Annotated in this window: 19 protein-coding genes; 9 read left to right on the forward strand and 10 right to left on the reverse strand. The window is 37.1% G+C overall.

Annotated features, from left to right (window positions below; translation table 11 throughout):
- Positions 1-2 precede the first annotated feature (2 nt).
- On the reverse strand, positions 3-431 hold the full coding sequence (gene rplM, locus KUI_RS06900; RefSeq protein ID WP_013521577.1) for a 50S ribosomal protein L13: 429 nt from the start codon (positions 429-431) through the stop codon (positions 3-5).
- 180 nt (positions 432-611) lie between these two features.
- Positions 612-1,940, reverse strand: a complete 1,329-nt coding sequence (gene pmbA / locus KUI_RS06905; RefSeq protein WP_013521578.1) for a metalloprotease PmbA — start codon at positions 1,938-1,940, stop codon at positions 612-614.
- A gap of 54 nt (positions 1,941-1,994) precedes the next feature.
- Between pmbA and yjgA the strand changes: the two genes are divergently transcribed.
- The 5 genes from yjgA to KUI_RS06930 all read left to right on the forward strand — a co-directional run bounded on the left by yjgA (position 1,995) and on the right by KUI_RS06930 (position 6,724).
- Entirely contained in the window at positions 1,995-2,549 is a 555-nt protein-coding gene (yjgA, locus tag KUI_RS06910) for a ribosome biogenesis factor YjgA (RefSeq protein WP_013521579.1), read from the forward strand.
- A complete protein-coding gene (locus KUI_RS06915; protein WP_013521580.1) occupies positions 2,542-3,204 on the forward strand; it encodes an alpha/beta hydrolase in 663 nt (220 codons plus the stop codon). The genes yjgA and KUI_RS06915 overlap by 8 nt, the downstream gene beginning before the upstream one ends.
- 12 nt (positions 3,205-3,216) lie before the next feature.
- Positions 3,217-4,629 (forward strand): glutamate--tRNA ligase, encoded by a 1,413-nt coding sequence (gltX, locus tag KUI_RS06920; protein WP_013521581.1) that lies wholly within the window; start codon positions 3,217-3,219, stop codon positions 4,627-4,629.
- Between the two features lie 519 nt (positions 4,630-5,148).
- Positions 5,149-6,009, forward strand: coding sequence for a histone (locus tag KUI_RS06925; RefSeq protein WP_014840601.1), 861 nt, complete (start codon positions 5,149-5,151; stop codon positions 6,007-6,009).
- Positions 6,010-6,145: 136 nt separating this feature from the next.
- The gene (locus tag KUI_RS06930) at positions 6,146-6,724 is read left to right on the forward strand and encodes a YggT family protein (protein ID WP_013521583.1); all 579 of its coding nucleotides are present in this window, start codon (positions 6,146-6,148) and stop codon (positions 6,722-6,724) included.
- Here KUI_RS06930 and KUI_RS06935 read toward each other — a convergent pair.
- From KUI_RS06935 to accB, 5 genes are read right to left on the reverse strand one after another with little or no spacing between them, the layout of a single operon-like run.
- Positions 6,717-7,667 carry a carbohydrate kinase family protein gene (locus KUI_RS06935; RefSeq protein ID WP_013521584.1) on the reverse strand — a complete coding sequence of 317 codons (951 nt, stop codon included), beginning with the start codon at positions 7,665-7,667 and terminating at the stop codon, positions 6,717-6,719. The genes KUI_RS06930 and KUI_RS06935 overlap by 8 nt on opposite strands.
- Position 7,668: 1 nt before the next feature.
- The gene (locus KUI_RS06940) at positions 7,669-8,802 is read right to left on the reverse strand and encodes a zinc-ribbon and DUF3426 domain-containing protein (protein WP_014840602.1); all 1,134 of its coding nucleotides are present in this window, start codon (positions 8,800-8,802) and stop codon (positions 7,669-7,671) included.
- Entirely contained in the window at positions 8,783-9,706 is a 924-nt protein-coding gene (prmA, locus tag KUI_RS06945; protein WP_013521587.1) for a 50S ribosomal protein L11 methyltransferase, read from the reverse strand. Before prmA ends, KUI_RS06940 begins: the two co-directional genes overlap by 20 nt.
- A 60-nt stretch (positions 9,707-9,766) precedes the next feature.
- A complete protein-coding gene (accC, locus tag KUI_RS06950) occupies positions 9,767-11,113 on the reverse strand; it encodes an acetyl-CoA carboxylase biotin carboxylase subunit (protein ID WP_013521588.1) in 1,347 nt (448 codons plus the stop codon).
- Positions 11,114-11,140: 27 nt separating this feature from the next.
- Positions 11,141-11,617, reverse strand: a complete 477-nt coding sequence (accB, locus tag KUI_RS06955; RefSeq protein WP_013521589.1) for an acetyl-CoA carboxylase biotin carboxyl carrier protein — start codon at positions 11,615-11,617, stop codon at positions 11,141-11,143.
- Positions 11,618-11,793: 176 nt separating this feature from the next.
- Between accB and mpl the strand changes: the two genes are divergently transcribed.
- Genes mpl through KUI_RS06975 form a run of 4 tightly spaced genes read left to right on the forward strand, consistent with a single transcriptional unit; the run spans position 11,794 to position 17,034 of the window.
- Positions 11,794-13,161, forward strand: coding sequence for a UDP-N-acetylmuramate:L-alanyl-gamma-D-glutamyl-meso-diaminopimelate ligase (gene mpl / locus KUI_RS06960; RefSeq protein ID WP_014840603.1), 1,368 nt, complete (start codon positions 11,794-11,796; stop codon positions 13,159-13,161).
- 2 nt (positions 13,162-13,163) lie between these two features.
- Positions 13,164-15,035 (forward strand): ribonuclease catalytic domain-containing protein, encoded by a 1,872-nt coding sequence (locus tag KUI_RS06965; protein ID WP_014840604.1) that lies wholly within the window; start codon positions 13,164-13,166, stop codon positions 15,033-15,035.
- Entirely contained in the window at positions 15,032-16,186 is a 1,155-nt protein-coding gene (gene lptG / locus KUI_RS06970; RefSeq protein ID WP_013521592.1) for an LPS export ABC transporter permease LptG, read from the forward strand. The genes KUI_RS06965 and lptG overlap by 4 nt, the downstream gene beginning before the upstream one ends.
- Positions 16,183-17,034 carry a symmetrical bis(5'-nucleosyl)-tetraphosphatase gene (locus tag KUI_RS06975; protein WP_013521593.1) on the forward strand — a complete coding sequence of 284 codons (852 nt, stop codon included), beginning with the start codon at positions 16,183-16,185 and terminating at the stop codon, positions 17,032-17,034. The genes lptG and KUI_RS06975 overlap by 4 nt, the downstream gene beginning before the upstream one ends.
- Here KUI_RS06975 and KUI_RS06980 read toward each other — a convergent pair whose 3' ends face one another.
- From KUI_RS06980 to KUI_RS06990, 3 genes are read right to left on the reverse strand one after another with little or no spacing between them, the layout of a single operon-like run.
- Positions 17,035-17,793, reverse strand: coding sequence for a lysophospholipid acyltransferase family protein (locus KUI_RS06980; RefSeq protein ID WP_013521594.1), 759 nt, complete (start codon positions 17,791-17,793; stop codon positions 17,035-17,037).
- Positions 17,794-17,797: 4 nt separating this feature from the next.
- Positions 17,798-19,084: a dihydroorotase gene (locus KUI_RS06985; RefSeq protein WP_014840605.1), complete on the reverse strand. Its 1,287-nt coding sequence runs from the start codon at positions 19,082-19,084 to the stop codon at positions 17,798-17,800.
- Positions 19,081-20,031 (reverse strand): aspartate carbamoyltransferase catalytic subunit, encoded by a 951-nt coding sequence (locus tag KUI_RS06990; RefSeq protein ID WP_013521596.1) that lies wholly within the window; start codon positions 20,029-20,031, stop codon positions 19,081-19,083. The genes KUI_RS06985 and KUI_RS06990 overlap by 4 nt, the downstream gene beginning before the upstream one ends.

The following is a 20,031-nucleotide window of genomic DNA, read 5'->3' on the forward strand; positions in this document are numbered from 1 at the left end:
TCCTAGAAATCCAATTGTTTAGGTTGCTGAGCAGCATGAGGGTGCTCGCTTCCAGCATAGATCTTAAGTTTTTTGATCATAGCGTAGCCTAATGGGCCTTTTGGTAACATACCTTTTACTGCTTTTTCTATAGCACGGCCTGGGTGACGCTCTTGTAATTTACGGAAGTTAGTCTCGTAAATACCGCCTGGGAAACCAGTATGACGGAAATATTTTTTATCTTCGAATTTGCTACCAGTAACAACAATATCCTGTGCATTAATGATTACGATGTAATCACCTGTATCTACGTGAGGTGTGAATTCTGGTTTATGCTTTCCGCGCAAACGGCGTGCAACTTCGCTGGCTACACGACCAAGGACTTTACCTTTTGCGTCTATAACAAACCATTCACGACTCACTTCATGTGGTTTAGCCACGAAAGTTTTCATGATGGATCCTTTAAATTAATAAAAACCCTTTTATACAAACTAATTAAATTAGCTCTGCCATGCTGTTATATTTAATTTCTCTCTCAGCAGTACAAATTAAGTATTTTAGGTAATCTAGTATTTTAGCTTAAATATTTGAATCTTAATAATTATTTTTTTAAATTGATATAAATATGTGGTTTAATCGCCCGCCACAGACATATTTTCTATAAGAATAGAACCACAAGTTTTTGAACCTTTTGTATAGATATCGGATCCTACAGCGACTATTGATTTAAACATATCCTTGAGATTGCCAGCTATCGTAATTTCAGCTATGGGGTATTGAATAACCCCATTTTCAACCCAGTAACCGAAAGCTCCCCTTGAATACTGACCTGTCACATAGTTGATACCCTGTCCCATCAACTCCGTTACTAAAAGACCGGTACCCATTTTACGTAACATACCCTCAAAATCTGGGGTTTCTAATGAAGAGTGGAGCGACATATTATGCGATCCCCCCGCATTGCCCGTAGTGGTCATACCCAATTTTCTAGCCGTATAAGTAGAAAGAAGGTAGCCCTTTAAAATCCCATCTACAACAAGATCACGTTTTTGAGTGCGAACACCCTCATCATCAAATGAACCGCTACCAAAAGCCCCTTTAATGAAAGGGTCATCCACAATTGTGAGATGGTCAGACATAACTTTTTCGTTTAAGGCACCTTTTAAGAAACTCATCTCTCTATATAGAGATCCGCCACTTATAGCCTGAGAAAAAGACCCAAGCAATGTTATTGCAATTGGTGCTTCAAATAATACTGGATAATCTCCTGACTTAATTCGACGAGCACCTAATCTAGAAAGCGTGCGTTTAGCTGCATACTCACCAATATCTACAGGGCTTGATAATCGTTGAGGATTACGGTGACTAGAGTACCAGTATCCTCTTTGCATTTTTTTTCCTTTACCCGCAATGACAGACAATCCCAGAGAATGGCTAGTATGATCAAACCCAGCTAAAAACCCATTAGACGTGCCTAGCAGAAATGATGCCGTACCAGTTTGTACAGAGGCCCCGTCAGAGTTTGTAATCTCCGAACTATAATCAAGAGCAGCTTTTTCTAACTCTATGGCAATATCAGCCGCATCTTCAGCCTTTAAATTCCAATCGTGATACAAATCTAAATCTAGAATTTCAGTGGCATAAAGCTCAGGCTCTGGTAGCCCTGCAAAAGGATCTTCTGCTGTATATTTTGCAATGTCCCAAGCATGACTTACCGTACTTTTTATAGATTCTTCAGTGAATAATGAGGTTGCAGCAGATGCTCTAGCCTTACCCTTAAAAACGGTAATTGATAAACCTCTATCGTGCATCTCCTCAACAGTTTCAATACTTTTATTTCTTGCAGAAACAGTTAACCCATGAGATTCAGAAACTTCTGCAATAGCCTCAGTAGCTCCTTTTTCTTTGGCAATGTCTAAGGCATATTTCACAAAGTATTCAAATTCTGATTTGTTATTCATAACTAGAGAGTAGCGAATTAATATAATAGATAGGAATTTTAAACAATTTAAGATATGAATGAAAATAATCAGGACTTAGAGGATGCCTTATATGATGGTCCAAGTAAGTCTCAAATCAAAAGAGAACTTCTAGCTATACAAGAGTTGGGACGCAAAATCATTGCCCTCCCTTTAGAGAAGATAAAAAAACTTAATCTCGATGAAAAAATTTTAGAAGAAATTAAGATTGCCCAAAAAATCAAAGCTAATGGTGAGGGAAAGCGCAGACAGACTGCATATGTAGGCAAACTTCTGCGTACGGCAGATATTGAGTCCATTAAAACGAAGTTATACGAATGGGAAAATGGCAGTAAATCCATAACTGCACAGATGCATATGTATGAGAATCTTAGAGATAGATTAATTGAAAGCGACGATAGTCTTACTAAGCTTTTGGAAACTGTACCAGGCGTAGACATTCAGCAAATTCGCAACTTGATTCGTGTGGCCAGAAAAGAACAAACTCAAAACTCTAAACTTAATGAAGGTCAAGAGCCACAAAAAAAGGCTTACAGAGCTCTTTTTCAATTTATTAAAACATTGCCACTAAATGGTGAAAACGATGAATGACATAATTGAGATTAATCCTAAGGGATTAGTGGAATATAGTGTGATTTGGATGCACGGTCTAGGTGCAGATGCAACTGATTTCGTTCCAATAATCCCTCAGTTAAATATTCCTGAAGAGCATGGTGTGAAATTTATATTTCCAAATGCACCGATTATGCCAGTAACCATTAATGGTGGATATGAGATGCCAGCTTGGTATGATATAACTAGCATGGATCGGATGGGGGCGGGAGCCGATCGCGAAGGAATTGAAAAATCACAAGGCATCATAAATTCATTGATAGAAAAAGAAATCGAAGCTGGTGTACCTTCAGAAAACATATTTTTGGCAGGCTTTTCTCAAGGTTGTGTTATAGCAATTCATACTGCATTGCGTTATCCAACTAAATTAGCTGGCGTGATTGGTCTATCAGGATATATTGCACTGAGCGACTCACTAAAAGTTGAAGCTAATAAAGCTAACAAAAATATACCTATATTTTTAGCCCATGGATCAATAGATCAGGTAGTCAATATTGAATTCGCAAAAGATAGCCTAGAGCTTTTGAAGTCTTTAGGTTATTCGGTGGATTGGAACGTTTATCCAATGGGACACGAAGTTTGCCTCGAAGAAATACAGGATATAAGAGAATTTTTACTAAATAATATAAATTAGTTTGGAATTGAAATGTCAGATATACATAAAGTTAAGACTAGATTTGCCCCCTCACCTACAGGATTTCTTCACTTAGGTGGAGCAAGAACCGCAATATTCAGCTGGGCATTTGCTAAGCACAACAATGGTACTTTTGTTTTACGTATCGAGGATACGGATTTAGAAAGATCAACTCCAGAAGCTGTTCAAGCTATTTTAGACGGCATGGAATGGTTAGGAATTGATTATGATGAAGGACCTTATTACCAGACAAAAAGATTTGATCGATATAAAGAAGTTATAGAGGAACTTATAAAAAAAGGTCTGGCATATTATTGCTATAGCACACCAGAAGAAGTTGAAAAAATGCGAGAGGAAGCTAGGGCTAAGGGTCTCAAACCTAAATATGATGGGACATGGAGACCAGAGGAAGGAAAAGCATTGCCACCTGTACCCGAAGGAATCGAGCCCGTCGTAAGATTTAAAAACCCTCTTACTGGAAGCGTTTCTTGGAGTGACATGTTCAAAGGCGAGATTTCAATATCTAATGATGAATTAGATGATTTAATCATTGCCCGAAAGGACGGCACACCTACTTATAACTTCTGTGTAGTTGTAGACGACTATGATATGGGCATTACGCATGTTATAAGAGGCGATGATCATGTGAATAATACTCCGCGACAAATTAACATTTTGAAAGCCATGGGTGCACAGGTTCCTGAATATGGTCATGTCCCTATGATTTTGGATCAGGATGGCAAAAAACTTTCCAAACGATATAACGCAGTGAGTGTTATGGAATATAAAAAACTAGGATATTTGCCTGAAGCACTCTTTAATTATTTAGTAAGGCTAGGATGGAGTCATGGAGATGATGAAATTTTCAGCAAGCAAAATGTGATAGATTGGTTTGATATAAATCATTTAAGTAAGTCCGCCTCTCAGTGGGACGTAGCTAAACTTAATTGGGTTAATGGTCAATACATCAAAAACACCCCAACTTCTGAATTAGTAGATTTAGTGAAGCCATTCATTGAAGAAATGGGTGGCAATATAAATCAGTCTAATATAGACGCTGTGATTGAATTAAACAAAGATAGGGCTCAGACTTTAGTTGAACTCGCACAAGCTTGTCTTTTGTTTTGCAAATCTGAATATTCAATTCCTGATGACTTGAGACAAAAACATCTTGATGAAAAATCGATTTCAAATGTTAGGTCATTTTTAAATTCTGCCTCTGAGTTATCCGATGAGGAATGGACAGCAGAATTTTTAGGTCAACTAATTAAATCAAAACTTGAAGAGCTACAAATTAAAATGCCAGCTCTCGGCATACCAATTCGGGTTATGCTTTTTGGACAAAAACAAACTCCAGCACTTGAACAAGTGCTGGCTATTTTAGGAAAAAATGAAGTCTTAAAAAGACTTAATAACTATCTATAGCCTAATTTTTGTTGGATTTATACAAAATTTTTAAAATTTTTTTTCTTTTAAATTCAGTGGGTTTTTTTGATTTTTCAAGATCTTAAAAGCCCATTTTTTTTAGGTAAAAATTAAAATTACTTTAAGCTTAAACTATATTCAAAATAAGTAAATTTATTTAAAAACCTTACAATAAAGATATATGCATTCAATTTAACATTTAAAAATTAGGGTTTCCCATTTGTTTTATTAGTAAATTTTATTAACAAAGAAAAACAAAAAATTAACAATAGTTTAAGCTTAAACTAAATCATGTACATTTATCTACCCTCTGAATAACGCCTTATTTCATTAACTTAGAGAAAATTATTGATAATTTACTAATAAAAATTTAGTGTGTTTTTTTATTATTTGCTTTAATCTATTACACGTAACAGAAGCGACTGTTATGAATATTTGAGATACTTCTCATTCGATTTGGGGGTTATTTCAAATATTCAATCATTTTGCATGAAGTAATTAACCCAAAAGGAGTTGGATATGGCATCAGAAATTAAAGAACCTGTTGCAAAGAAACCCGCGGCAAAACGTGCGACTACAGCTAAAAAAGCTGTTAAACCAATCGCTACTGTTACCGCAAAAAAAACTGTAACTAAAAAAGTTGCAACCAAAACAACAGCTAAAACTGCAGCACCTAAAAAACCTGCAACTAAAGTAGCAACTAAAACTGCTTCTAAAACTGCAGTTAAAAAACCTGTAGCTAAAAAAACTGTAGCTAGTAAAGCTACATCTACTAAGTCCACAGCTACAAAATCTGCAACTACAAAAAAACCAGTAGTTAAGAAAACTACTGCAAAAACTACAATAGCTAAAAAACCTGTTGCATCTAAAGCTACAGCTTCAGTATCTAAAAAACCAACTACAAAAACTGCTACTAAATCAACAGCATCAAAAACTGCGGTAAAAAAACCTGTAGCTTCTAAAACAGCAACTAAAACTGTTGCAAAATCGGCTACCTCTAAAAAACCTGCAACTAAAAAAGTTGCAACCAAAACAACAGCTAAAACTGCAGTTAAAAAACCAGAATCTAAAAAAACTGTTGTCTCTAAGGCTTCAGCTTCAGTAGCTAAAAAACCAGCTACAAAAACTGCGGTTAAAAAAACTACAGCTAAGAAAACTGTAGCTACTAAAGCTCCAGCTAAAGTTGCTAAAGCTCCTGCGAAAAAACCTGCTTCTAAAAAGGCTACTTCAATAGCTGAAGTTCAGAAGGATTTAGAGAAGAAAGTTGAAGAATATAAAGCTAGTGTAGCTAACTCTAATTCTTCTGAAAAAGATGAAAAAAAAACTGATTCTAAAAAAGACTCAGGTAAAAAAAAACAGCAAAAGAAGCAAAAAAAGTAACTAATACTCTTAAATCACCAGATGTGTGGCCATTCCCTACTGGATCAAGCCGTCCATAAAGTGAGTTAAAAAAGTCCAGGCTGAATTTCGATTCAGCCTTTTTTTATACTAAAATTTTTTTATTTAACTATACGAAATGACAAACGCTCTCATATTTTTAATAAAAGTAGCAACAAGTGTTTTTTGTGCCCTTCTCTTTATAAGAGCTTGGTTGCACTATTTAAGAGTACCTAGCTTTAACACATACTCTAAATTTATTTTTAATATGACTGACTTTATTGTGAAGCCTACTCAAAAAATATTGCCACCAGGGGATAAGGTGGATTGGGCTAGCATGATACTGGCTTTGATATTGTGCGTACTCATGGCATTTATAGTCACATCATTATACTTATCTGGACTGGATGAGCATTTTAGAGGTCAGTTTAGTGCTATGTATATCGACCCAGGTCATACTATTTTATATGGCTTGAGTTATTGCATACAGAATTTTTTGTCTGTTATTTTGTGGGTAGGAGTAATCTATGCCATCTTAACTTGGATTAAGCCAGAACCCCCAATTCTTCCTTTTATACGAACTATGATGGAACCTCTACTCGATCCAATTAGAAGAAATCTACCCGAATCTTTGAAATCAAGTCCTATAGATCTCTCTATGTTTGTTCTTTTAGTTGGTGTTTTGCTTATTCAAATACTAATAGGACAATTTATTTAAACTCTTTAGCGATACCAAATTCAGACTCAAGGAGACCGCATATGGTCTCTTTTTTATGCCAATAATTCTGCGGTCCCTCAACTGAAATCTTAAGAGCTCCCATCAAATTTGCAAGGCTTGCACTATCAGACCAACTCCAACCTTCTGAAAGACCATAAAGCAGACCCCCACGATGGGCATCACCACAACCTGTTGGATCCTTGATATCCTTAGCTTGAATAGTTGGTATATCTACAATATCACCTTGGTGATAGAGTTTACTGCCACGCCCACCAAGAGTTACTATTACAGCCTCAAGTCGGGTGGCAATGTTCTCCATATCTAATCCAAGCCTTTGCTCTACAACTGAGGCCTCATATTCATTTAGAGTTAAAGCATCTGCAAGCTCAATCATGGTTTCTAATTCAACCGCATTAAACAGTGGCATAGCCTGACCGAGATCAAATATAAATTTAACTCCCAGTTTATGAAGCGTACGTGCATGTTCAAACATACCCTCTTTTGAATCAGGTGCAACTATTGCCCAATCACAAAATGCTTCATCGATACTATTGGTATGAGAAAACTGCATAGCTCCGGGATGGAATGCACTTATTTGATTTCCATCTAGATCGGTTGTTATATGACACTGAGCTGTAAATGCTTCGTGAATTTGTTTTACATATTTGGTGGAGATTCCCAGCTGTTCCATTCTGTTGATGTAGTCATCTGAATCCTTTCCGACAGTGGCTACGGGAGCAGCATTGCCACCTAGCATATTTAAAGCGTAAGCAATATTTCCTGCACATCCTCCATACTCCTTACGCATGGTAGGCACGAAAAAGGACACGCTTAGAGATTTGATGTTTTCAGGTAATAGGTGATCTTTAAAATGACCTTCGAATTTTGTAATCGTATCGAACGCAACCGATCCGCAAATAAGAACTGGTTTGTGTTTTCCCATATTAATTAGCAATGGATAATTTAAATTTTGATATTACTGGTAGAGGAGCTCTAAAATGAAACGAGATATGTTTTTCAGATTTTGATGCAAAAGCCTTTGCCTCATCAGGCTTCAAATAATCCGACGGAGCTAAAACCTTACTATACGAAACCACATCTGGTTTATGCTCAATTTCCAAAAAAAGATACGGCCAGCTTTGCTCATAATCGCTCTCATTAACTAAAATGGCCTGCAGTTCGTATGTACCAAGATTATTTGCAGTATCCTCAGAAACTAACTGCATAAATTTATTGTTTATGCTTAATTTTGAAGCATCATGAAAGAGGTCGATTTTGCACCCTATTACATCACACATTTTCTGAACAACTGGTCTACTTGCTGGCAATGCAGTAACTATCGCATTTCTAAGAAAGAAAAGGATTTGAAATATCAACAACAAAAATAATGCAAGACCTATCAGAGTTTTTACTAAAGATCTGCCAGATTTAGATTCGAAGTAATCGTTTGAATAATTCTCTTTGTCCTCGTCGTACACTTCCTCTATATCTTCATCGAGTTCAAGTACGATTGGTCTTTCAATAGCAGGTCTATCAGCTCTGGTTTCACGGATAAAGTGATCATCAGCATAACGGTGCGAATCCTCTGGCACCACTCTATGCGGTCTAATAATAAAGTCATCTAGACCCCTAGTTTCATGATCCTCATGCACACGTGGCTGTGATTGCGGGTGGAGCTGTGGTTGCGGTTGCGGTTGCGGTTGAGGATGTGGATGTGGTTGTGGTTGTGGTTGTGGTTGTGGTTGTGGGTGGAGCTGAGATTGAGGCTGTGCATAAGTTGCACCCCCCTGTTTTTGGCTTTCGACAATTGATGCATGTTGCAAAATCTGAAGAACATTTTGAGGCACACTAGTTGCATTAGAAACAGGCACAGTAGATATATCTTTATCAGAAGTTGGCGTATTAACGTCAGATGTACCACTTTCCTCTGTTAGCACTGGAATATCATCTTCGATCAAATTATCAATCGCATTAAAAACTTCCCTACAATTTCCACAACGCACTCGACCCTGTTTTTGGTCAATCTGCTCTTGTGTGACTTTTAATATCGAATGACAATTAGTGCATTGAGTTAGCATCTTTAACTCCACTTAAACAAACCCATCCATCCTTAGACTTCCATACTTTCATAGGTAAAAATTCTGAATAAATATCGATTAATTCCTCGGATTGTCTTTCTAAAATACCTGAAAGCACAAGATTACCCCCGTCTTTCACTCTAGCTGAAAGCATAGGAGCTAGTAATTTCAATGGATTGGATAAAATATTAGCGATAACAATATCATACTGCCCATCTGGAAATTCATTTGGTTCATAAAATTCAATTTCAGTTTGATTTTGTTTCGAATTTAATTTTGCTGTTTCAACTGCTTGCTCATCGATGTCCACGCCCACTACAGGATTAGCCTTGTATTTTTTGGCAATAATAGCGAGGATTCCACTTCCGCATCCATAATCTAAAAGAGATTTGTCCTCTACATTATTTGAGTAGATCCATTCAGCACAAAGACTAGTAGTTGCGTGGCTACCCGTTCCAAAAGCCAGCCCTGGATCAAGATTTATAACCACAGAATCATGTGCCTGATTTATATTATCTACGTGCCAACTAGGTACTATCCATAGCTTTTCTGCTAATTGAATAGGAGGAAATTGCGACTGCGTTAGAGGCACCCAATCAAGGTCGGGAACTGATTGAACTTTGTAATTAAAATCCACATCATATTTTTCTTTAAGTTTTTTAATTAAGCCATCAACATCGGCTCCATCTTCCAGTAATGCCACTAAATTATTTTTATTCCAAGTTTTGATACTTATATCAGTCTCATCATCTGAAAATGAACCTGGCTCACCGAATACTGGCACTTCTGCTGGAGTGTCAACATCCGCATCTAAAAGGGACACTGATAATGCTCCCAACTCTAGAAGTAAATCTGAGATTTCGTCAGCAAAATGTTCAGGAGCAACAATAACAACTTCAATCATACTTACACCAAAAAAAGTAAAAATATTATAAAAAACCCCGAATCAAATTCGGGGCATTTACTACTTAAGATCTGACAAACGTTTCTCTAAGTAATGGATTGTTGTTCCACCCTCTTTGAATTTCGGGTCTTTTACTAACTGTCTATGCAGTGGAATGTTTGTTTTAATACCTTCAACAACCATCTCTGACAAAGCAATATCCATACGTTTAAGTGCTTGGTCGCGCGTAGCTCCAAAAGTAATTAATTTACCAATCATTGAATCGTAATTAGGAGGAACTTTATATCCTGCAAATGCGTGTGAATCAAGACGAACCCCAGGACCTCCAGGAACATGCCATGTACTAATTAAACCAGGTGAAGGTATGAAGTTGTAAGGATCTTCAGCGTTAATGCGACATTCAATAGCATGACCGATTAATCTTATATCTTTTTGTTTATATGGAAAAGACTCTCCTGCTGCAATTAGAATCTGTGCTTGTACAAGATCAATTCCTGTAATGCATTCGGTTACCGTATGCTCTACTTGAATACGAGTATTCATCTCAATAAAGTAAAACTGACCATTTTCATATAAGAATTCGAACGTACCAGCTCCGCGATACTTCATGTTTTTGCAAGCCTTAACGCATCGCTCACCAATTTTTTCTATCAAATCCCTATCAATGCCTGGAGCTGGAGCTTCTTCGATAACTTTTTGATGTCTACGCTGCATAGAGCAATCACGCTCCCATAGCCAAACAGCCTGCCCTAACCCATCACCCAGTACTTGAATCTCGATATGACGAGGGTTTTCTAGAAACTTCTCCATATAAACTTCGGGATTACCGAAAGCTGCAAGAGCCTCTGTTTTAGTAGTTTGAACAGCATTAAGCAATGCCGCTTCAGTGTGAACAACACGCATACCGCGTCCACCACCGCCACCAGCAGCCTTAATAATTACAGGATAGCCTACACGATTTGCTAAATTAACTATCTCTTGTGGATCATTTGGCAATGCCCCCTCAGACCCAGGTACTACAGGCACACCAGCTTTAATCATAGCTTGCTTAGCTGAAACTTTATCGCCCATAGTTCTAATAGAATCTGGGGTTGGACCAATGAACACAAAACCACTATGTTCTACTCGTTCAGCAAAATCTGGGTTTTCGGATAAGAATCCATATCCTGGATGGATCGCTTCAGCATCGGTAACTTCAGCTGCAGCAATAATAGAAGGCATCTGTAGATAACTTTGTTGCGGTGCTGCTGGACCAATGCAAACCGATTCGTCAGCAAGTTTTACATACATAGCTTCACGATCAGCTTCAGAGTGCACAACAACAGTTTTAATACCTAACTCGCGACAAGCTCTTTGTATTCTAAGTGCAATTTCTCCGCGGTTGGCAATAAGGATTTTTTGAAACATATATGCCCTAAAAAAAGAGAAAAAGAACTAACCAATTACAAATAATGGTTGACCGTACTCGATAGGTTCTGCATTTTGGACTAGAATTTCCTTAATAACACCTGATTTATCAGCCTCTATTTCATTAAGAAGTTTCATAGCTTCAATAATGCATAAAGTATCGCCTTCTTTAACTGACATACCAACTTCAACAAATGGAGGAGCACTAGGATTTGGTGCTCTATAAAAAGTACCAACCATAGGTGCCTTAACGACATGTCCAGACAAATCTGGCTTAACTTCAGATTGTGCTACTGGCTCTGGACTAGTAGGTGAAGAAACAGGAGCTTGAGCAACCATAGGATTAACTTGGGCATAAGTCTGAATTGGAGGTAAAGATGTATAGGCAACAGGGGTCTGTTTAACTATACGCACTTTACTATCTGTACCCTCCGTAACTTCAAGTTCAGATATGTCTGACTCTGCTACCAAGTCAATTAATGTTTTTAACTTTCTTAAGTCCATAATATCGCCTTAAAAAAACTGTAATAAATTATTTAAAATTAGGGTAATTTTAAAGACAATTTACAATAAATGTCTACATTTTTAAAACATTATGTCAGAAGTTTTAATTTTAAGTGCATGATCTCTTTATATATAAGATAATAGAGGGTTAAATTTTTCCCTCAAATATAAAAATAATGCATATACATATTCTTGGTATAGGCGGCACCTTCATGGGTGGATTAGCTTTAATAGCTAGAGCCGCAGGTCATAAAGTAACTGGCTGTGATATGGGAGTATATCCTCCTATGAGCGATCAGCTAAAAGAACAAAATATAGAATTTATTGAGGGATTTTCTGAAAATCAAATAAATTTAAATCCAGATCTCTACATAATTGGAAATGTAGTTACACGTGGAAACCCACTTATGGAAGTTATATTAGAAAAAGGGCTTCCATATACTTCTGGACCTCAATGGCTAGGTGAGCATGTTCTAAGAAGCCAGCACGTAATTGCAGTGTTGGGCACTCACGGTAAAACCACATGCACATCCATGCTTACGCATATACTGCAATCTGCTGGATTAAATCCAAATTTTTTAATAGGTGGCATTGCTAAAGATTTCAATATATCAGCTAGATTTAATTCACAGTCTAAATTTTTTGTAATTGAAGCTGATGAATATGACACAGCATTTTTTGATAAAAGATCAAAATTTGTTCACTACCATGCAAATACGGCGATTATTAATAATATTGAATATGATCATGCCGATATTTTTCCAGATTTAAAAGCGATTGAAAATCAATTTCATAATTTTGTGCGCATATTACCGCGAAATGGAACACTAATTGTTCCTAAAAACGATAAAACTATCGATAGAATATTGAGCAGGGGTTTGTATTGCCAAAGAATTGAAATTGGGGATGGGGGTACATGGTCATATGTAAATATTTCTGACTCAACGCAAAACTTTGATATTTTGAAAGATGGGCAAAATGTTGGTCACATAAATTGGGAAATGACTGGCCTTCACAATATAAAAAACGCACTTTCATGTATTGCAGCCGCTGATGTAATTGGAGTTAAGCCTGCTTTAGCTATTGAAGCTTTAAATAATTTTTCTGGCATAAAACGCAGAATGGAAGTTGTTGGTAATCCCAATAACATCACTATATACGATGATTTCGCTCACCATCCAAGTGCAATTGCGACTACTATTGATGGATTAAGAAAAAAAGTTGGAGACCCTAGAATAATCGCCGTGTTCGAGCCTAGATCAAATACCATGAAACTAGGCACTATGGCTAAATTTTTACCTGAAGCTCTTAAAAATGCTGACCAGATATATATTTATGGAGAACTTCACGGTAAGCATGCATTAGGATGGACTCCTGAAGAAATCTTTGGATCTCAAACCAATGTTCATATCTACCATGAAGTTGATAAATTGAAAGATGCAATTCTTGAGGAAGTAAAATCAGGAGACCATGTGGTCATTATGAGTAATGGTAGTTTTCAAGGGCTTCATAAAAAATTAATTAAGGATTTATCTACTAACTAATTATGCATATACTTTACGAAGAAGCAGGAAAAATAAAAGCTGGTACCGTTGCAAAGGATGCTCCTGCAACATTTCAAGTCACTACTTCTTCTGGCAAAGTAGTTAAAGTAAAAAAACAAAACGTATTATTAGAGTTTACAGATATCGATCCAACCGAACTTATGAATGGAGCTATTCCCGAGATACCATTAAAAGCAAATGATTTATGGGAGCTTATTCCTGCCGAGGGTATGGAATTTGAAAGCATAATCGAACTTTGTTCGGACCTACCAAATCCTCCAACTTCGTATAAGCTAGGGGTATTAGAGTTTTTGCGATCCAACCCAATCTACTTTCAGAAGAAAAATAAAACTCATTTTATCCCAGCCCCTAAGGAGCAAATTGAGGCAGCTTTACTTGCAAATGAAAAAAAGAAACAGCAAGAAGCTTTACAAAAGTCATATCTTGATTCCCTAAGGAAAAAAGAGGTGCCCGAGGGCATTGCCAAAGACCCACAGGTATTTTTGAATAAAAATAAATCCCCTTTTTTTTATAAGGCTCTAGAGGATTATTTAACAGAGAGCGGGAAAAGTTTGAATAATATCCTAATGGAGTTAGGATTATTTCAAAACGAGCTTGAACTTCATAAGTACTTGTTGTCGTATAGTTACCCAGAATTAATGCGTCCACATACTTTCGGGCTAGATATAAAAATGCCTGACACTAATACATTATCTCAATCTAAATTAGATAAAGCTACAGTAGAAGCGTATTCTGTCGATGATGATCAAACTACGGAAATTGATGATGCATTTAGTGTAATGCAAGTAGATGGAGACATTTACAAAATAAGTATCCATATAGCAGCACCAGCACTAGTTTACGAAAGGGATAATTGGTTGCACAAAATTTCCACCAAAAGGATGTCTACTTTTTATGCACCCACTGAAAAATACACAATGCTTCCAGATGATATTGTTCAGAGCTTTTCATTGAATCAGGGAGAAGAAAAACCAACTGTATCTCTGTATTTAAAAGCAAATGTAAAGACTGGAGAAATACTGGAACACGAAAACAAGATTGAATTAATTGAAGTAAAGGAAAATCTAGCACTTAACAAACTCGATAACATCATTACAAAAGAATATCTGGAATCCTCTGAGGAAGGTAAATATAAAGATTTATTTAATCCTCTACTTAAATTTGCAAAAGCTAGAAGAAAAATTCGTGAGGATTACCGAGGCTACCCTGAGACCCAAAGAGATGAGTACACATTTAAGATAAATGATGAATTAAACAAAATTGAAATAGAGCCTAGATGTAGGACATCACCATTAAATTTCATTGTGGCTGAGTTGATGATTTTATGTAATCACATATGGGCGGATGATATAAGCAAGTCTAAAATACCAGCAATTTTTAGAGGTTATAACTTTGGGCGGACATCTCAAGGTACTAAACCTACGGCACATGCATTAATTGGTGTGGATAAATACGCTTGGTTCTCATCGCCTCTTAGAAGATTTGTAGATCTAGTTAATCAAGCTCAATTGATAGCATTAATAAAAGGTGGGATGGCAGCTCAACTTATATCTCCGTTTAAGCCAAAAGATGCTGAATTACAAAAGTTGATAGCTAAATTTGATGATGTATATAGTGACTTCAGCTTGCATCAGAATAATTTAGAAAAATATTGGTGCCTAAGATATATTCTTCAAGAAAATATAACAGAAGTTAAAGCTACGGCTATAAGAAATAATATCGTAAGATTTAATGATTTACCTTTTGTAGCTGAATTATCTAAAACATATACCTTCGAAAAAGGTCAAGAATTAAATTTGAAAATTAATTCTGTAGACTTAGCTTCCCTTTCATTGGATGCGAATTTAATATGAAAACCGCAAGAAAACTCTTGTCGCATGAGATTTATAGAACCTGCTCTTTAGTGTTAGTGGTATTACTCGGGCTATTTACATTTTTTGAAACCATTGAAGAATTCGATAAGATAAATGAAATCTATACAGTATGGGTGATGCTGGCACTTCAGGCATTTCAACTGCCGACACGCCTATACGACATTCTACCTATAGGGTTATTGATTGGATCTGTGGTTGCCCTTGCAAATCTAGCTCAAAGAAACGAACTTGTTATTCTTAGAGTTTCAGGGTTAAGTAGCAGAAAATTATTATTTATGTTGTGGTGGATTGCACTTCCTATCATAGTATTAGCTACTTTGCTTTCCGAAGTTATTACTCCATGGGCAGATCAAAAAGTCAGTGCTATTAATATGGCAGTACTTGGAAAAAAAAGTAATCAGCTAAATTCTGGATATTGGTTTCGCGAACCAGTCTCATCAAATACTTATCGCGTAATTAATCTAACAAACCTTAAAAATGACGGGGAAATCGAAAACATAAAAGTTTTTGAGTATTCGAGTATAGATAATCAATTTAAACGTTTGCTTTCCGCCGAAACAGGGACTTTAGAAAATAATGAGTTGGAACTAACAAACGTAGTTCAAACTGTAAGTTTAGTAGATATCAACAAAATCCTAAACGATGAACATGATCCAGTTTTAAAAGTTTCAAATTCAAATAAACTTGAAAAAATTAAACTTAAAACTTCATTAACACAAGATCGATTATTAGCGACTGAATTAAAGCCAGACAGAATGTCAACTTTAAAACTTTTGGATTACATTGACTACCTAAAGGAAAATCAATTAGAGCACAATAAGCACGTAGTAGCATTGTGGAGAAAGCTCAGTTATCCTTTTGCTTTGATTGTTATGATCACCCTAGCTACACCATTAGGATTTATACAAACTCGCAAGGGAGGCGTAGGGGCTAAAATATTTATAGGCATACTTTTAGGTATAGTATTTTTTATGGTAAATCAATTGTCACTTAATATGGGTATGCTCAGTAAGTTACCTGCTTGGATTACAGCTACATTGCCAAACATAATTGCAATGATACTAGCTATCTATGCTCTATATATGATTGAAAGAAAACCTAAACCTAAACCTCCTCAAATTACGACATGACAGATACTAAAAAAAGTAAAACCGTTTGGGCTATCGGGGATGTACAAGGATGCTTTGACCCCCTAAAGGAATTGCTTAATTCCAAAGAAATTAGGCACGATTCTGATGCTGAAATTTGGTTTGCGGGGGACATAATAAATAGAGGTCCAAAATCGCTCAAAACGATTCGTCATATCATGTCTATGGAGGATAAGGCAGTTACTGTCCTAGGAAATCACGACTTGCATTTGCTTGCTTGTTATGCGGGGTTTAGAAGGGAAAACAAAACCGATACCATTAATGAAATTCTATGTGCTCCAGACGTTAAGGATATTATTAATTGGCTACGCCATCGTCCACTTGCACATTATGCTCATGGGCACCTGATGGTGCATGCTGGAGTATTGCCAAAGTGGGATCTAGATAAAACTTTATCTTTAGCTCGAGAGGTAGAGGAAGCATTACAATCTAAAGACTGGAAAAAGTATTTAGAGAAAATGTACGGAAATGAACCTAACAGATGGACGGATTCCCTTAAGGGTTCACGCAGACGCAGGGTTATCATTAATTCCTTTACTAGGATGCGTATGTGCTATCCAGATGGCTCTATGGAATTTGGATCTAAAGATGCTCCTTCAAACTCAAAACAGGTTAACTTAGTACCTTGGTTTGAAGTGGCTGACAGAAAATGTAAGGACTTAACCATAATTTTTGGTCACTGGTCTACATTGGGGCTTATGGTCAAGAAGCACTTAATAGCACTTGATACAGGCTGTGTCTGGGGCGGAAAGCTTACGGCTATCAGGCTTTCCGATCGCATGCTAGTTCAAGTGGATGGGGAAAACCGTAAGCCTAAAAGAAGAATATGATTACCGTGAGGATATTTGGGGGGTGGCCACTTCATTTAGAAGCTGTTTATAGACAAAGTCCGTCAACTCCTGCCTTGAAAGTTCACCCTTGTCGGGCATCTGCATCATAGGAAGATATTTAACAGTAACACCAACTTTTCTGCTACTTAAAAGTATCCATAAATTTTTCATCAAACTTTGGTCGCCTACAAATGCAACCCTACCACTTCTCTCTCCTTTATAAGTGAAAAGCAAAGCCACTGGTTGCACAGGTATCTCCATTTTGATGGCAACGTCAAATAGACCACTAAAAAGTGGTAGTACGGTGAACCCCTCAGTCGTAGTTCCTTCAGGAAATAAGCCAACACTATCTCCTTTGGAAAAAGATTCGGCCATCTTTTCATTGATTTCTTTCAAACCCTGGCGAGAACTGCGATCAATATATATCGTTCCAACGGCTGACACCATCCAGCCCACAATTGGCCAACTTTTAATTTCAACTTTTGCAATAAAACGATTTATTCTTTTGCAATTTAAAAGAAAAATATCAAGCCAAGAGACGTGATTAGCAACTATCAGCACGGGTCCCTCTAAAACTGGTGTTCCTTTGTACTGAATTTTTATACCAGTGGATCTAACTAAAGCTTTAGATAATCTTCTTATTACCTCATCTCTACGTTTTTGATTAAAAACCTTGTAACACAACACCAAAAACATCATCCCCGTAAGGATGATGAGAACTAGAAATAAAAATCTATAAAAAAATCTAAGAAGTGGCAAAAATCTACTCCCTATTAAAAACTAACTTTCCTCCAACAAAAGTCATGTTAACTTTTGCAGGAAGAGGATAATTTAGAAAGGGTGTATGATAATTTAAGCTACTCAATGTGTCACTACTTGGGACCCACTCTGTCTCTAAATCCACGCAAATTAAATCTGCTGGCATACCTTCATGAATTGAACCAAGGTTTAACTGCTTAGAAAGAATTTGACCTGGCTTATTACTAATAAAGGATATGGCATCTAATAAGGCAACATTATTTTGTAGGGACCATTTAATAACTGAGCTCAATAGCAATTCAAACCCCACAGCCCCAGCTTGAGCCTCTGCAAAGGGCACCTGCTTATGATCACTGCTAACTGACATATGGTTAGAACTAATCGCATCAATAGTACCGTCTAATAAGCCCTCAGTTATGGCACTTCTATCTTTTTGCGAACGAAGTGGTGGACTTAATCTAAAGTGAGAGTCGAAAAAACCAACATCTTGATCAATAAAAGTCAGATTATTTATAGAAACATCACATGTGACTGGCAAACCTTGTTTCTTAGCCTCCCTGACGATACTAATACCCTCGGCACTAGTTAGATTTGAAATATGCAGAGTGGTCATGGTGCTTTTTTGCAATGCAAACAAGGTATTTAAGGCAATAGTTTCAGCCTGAACGGGTATTCCTTTTAAACCTAATCTAGAGGCATATGCTCCACTAGCCATAACTCCATCAGCCGTTAAATTCGGTTCAGATGCCTGAAGCCACAAAGCAAGATGATGTGTACGTGCATAACGCATAGCTCTATTGAGTGTTGAGAGATTTATAAGCGGATTATTCGATTGAGAAAAACCAATGCATCCCGCATTTTTTAAAGTAGCCATGGGTGCAAGAACTTCCCCTTCTAAACCCATGGTTAAAGCACCCAATGGGTAAACATTAGATAAGCCCATATCCTGAGCGTTTCGAAGAATGGTGTCAACCAAACCAGGTTCATCTAGAATTGGCTGAGTATCTGGAGACAACACAAGACTTGTAATACCTCCAGCCACAGCAGCGTTAAGTTCTCGATTTAGATTGTGATAGGGATCATTGCCCCCCTTAAGGTGAGAGCAAAGGTCCACAAGACCTGGCATAATCACTTTGCCAGAAAGGTCAAATTTCTGGGCCTCTGCATAGTTATCTATGCTTTTATCTTTAATAATTTTAGATACCTTACCCTCTTCAATTATTAGGGTGGCAATACCATCGTTTCCACTTGCAGGGTCTAACAAACGAGCATTATCTAAAACGTATTTCATTTAGTACCCCCAAGAATTTTCATAACAGCCATCCGAACAGCAATCCCAAACGTAACTTGATCCAGAATTACCGCCTGCGGTCCATCTGCAATGCGAGAATCAATTTCAACACCACGATTCATAGGGCCTGGATGCATCACAATTGCATCATCCTTAGCGAGTTTAAGTTTTTTCTCCGTTAAGCCATATGTCTGATAATACTCATGTGCTGAAGGCAATAAAGCTCCACTCATGCGCTCGTTTTGAAGACGAAGCATAATAATAACGTCAACATCCCGTAGCCCCTCTTCCATGCTTGTGAACACTTTTACGCCCATTTTATCGATGGCAGTAGGCAATAATGTAAGGGGTCCAATCACACGAATTTCAGCAGCACCCAACGTAGTAAGTGCATGTATATCAGAGCGAGCTACTCGAGAATGCATAATATCACCCACAATAGCCACGGTTAGATTAGAAAAATCCTTTTTATAGTGGCGAATAGTGTACATATCAAGCAAGCCCTGTGTCGGATGGGCATGCCAGCCGTCACCTGCATTAACAACATGTACATGATCTTTTGTATGGTTGGCAATGAGATATGGAGCCCCACTAGCATTATGTCTAACTACAAATATATCGGCTTGCATGGCTGATAAGTTATCAATCGTATCAAGTAAGGATTCGCCTTTAGAAGTCGATGATGATGAAATATTAAGATTAAAAACATCAGCAGAGAGCCTTTTGGCTGCTATTTCAAATGTAGTACGAGTGCGGGTTGAGTTTTCGAAAAAAAGATTAAAAACGTTTTTGCCATGGAGATAGGGATATTTTTTGCTCTCTTCAGATGAAGCTTCTGCAAATTCCTTCGCCGTATCAAGAATTTGATAAATAATATCTTTCGGTAAACCCTCGGTAGACAAAAGATGAACCAGTTCACCGTTTTTATTTAATTGTGGGTTATACAT

This window comes from Taylorella equigenitalis ATCC 35865, from assembly GCF_000276685.1.
Taxonomy (GTDB): domain Bacteria; phylum Pseudomonadota; class Gammaproteobacteria; order Burkholderiales; family Burkholderiaceae_B; genus Taylorella; species Taylorella equigenitalis.

Bases quoted from the DNA above. Each gene is read 5' to 3' on its own strand.
- rplM (WP_013521577.1), bottom strand. From the start codon at position 431: ATGAAAACTTTCGTGGCTAAACCACATGAAGTGAGTCGTGAATGGTTT.
- pmbA (WP_013521578.1), bottom strand. From the start codon at position 1,940: ATGAATAACAAATCAGAATTTGAATACTTTGTGAAATATGCCTTAGAC.
- yjgA (WP_013521579.1), top strand. From the start codon at position 1,995: ATGAATGAAAATAATCAGGACTTAGAGGATGCCTTATATGATGGTCCA.
- KUI_RS06915 (WP_013521580.1), top strand. From the start codon at position 2,542: ATGAATGACATAATTGAGATTAATCCTAAGGGATTAGTGGAATATAGT.
- gltX (WP_013521581.1), top strand. From the start codon at position 3,217: ATGTCAGATATACATAAAGTTAAGACTAGATTTGCCCCCTCACCTACA.
- KUI_RS06925 (WP_014840601.1), top strand. From the start codon at position 5,149: ATGGCATCAGAAATTAAAGAACCTGTTGCAAAGAAACCCGCGGCAAAA.
- KUI_RS06930 (WP_013521583.1), top strand. From the start codon at position 6,146: ATGACAAACGCTCTCATATTTTTAATAAAAGTAGCAACAAGTGTTTTT.
- KUI_RS06935 (WP_013521584.1), bottom strand. From the start codon at position 7,667: ATGGGAAAACACAAACCAGTTCTTATTTGCGGATCGGTTGCGTTCGAT.
- KUI_RS06940 (WP_014840602.1), bottom strand. From the start codon at position 8,802: ATGCTAACTCAATGCACTAATTGTCATTCGATATTAAAAGTCACACAA.
- prmA (WP_013521587.1), bottom strand. From the start codon at position 9,706: ATGATTGAAGTTGTTATTGTTGCTCCTGAACATTTTGCTGACGAAATC.
- accC (WP_013521588.1), bottom strand. From the start codon at position 11,113: ATGTTTCAAAAAATCCTTATTGCCAACCGCGGAGAAATTGCACTTAGA.
- accB (WP_013521589.1), bottom strand. From the start codon at position 11,617: ATGGACTTAAGAAAGTTAAAAACATTAATTGACTTGGTAGCAGAGTCA.
- mpl (WP_014840603.1), top strand. From the start codon at position 11,794: ATGCATATACATATTCTTGGTATAGGCGGCACCTTCATGGGTGGATTA.
- KUI_RS06965 (WP_014840604.1), top strand. From the start codon at position 13,164: ATGCATATACTTTACGAAGAAGCAGGAAAAATAAAAGCTGGTACCGTT.
- lptG (WP_013521592.1), top strand. From the start codon at position 15,032: ATGAAAACCGCAAGAAAACTCTTGTCGCATGAGATTTATAGAACCTGC.
- KUI_RS06975 (WP_013521593.1), top strand. From the start codon at position 16,183: ATGACAGATACTAAAAAAAGTAAAACCGTTTGGGCTATCGGGGATGTA.
- KUI_RS06985 (WP_014840605.1), bottom strand. From the start codon at position 19,084: ATGAAATACGTTTTAGATAATGCTCGTTTGTTAGACCCTGCAAGTGGA.
- KUI_RS06990 (WP_013521596.1), bottom strand. From the start codon at position 20,031: ATGTATAACCCACAATTAAATAAAAACGGTGAACTGGTTCATCTTTTG.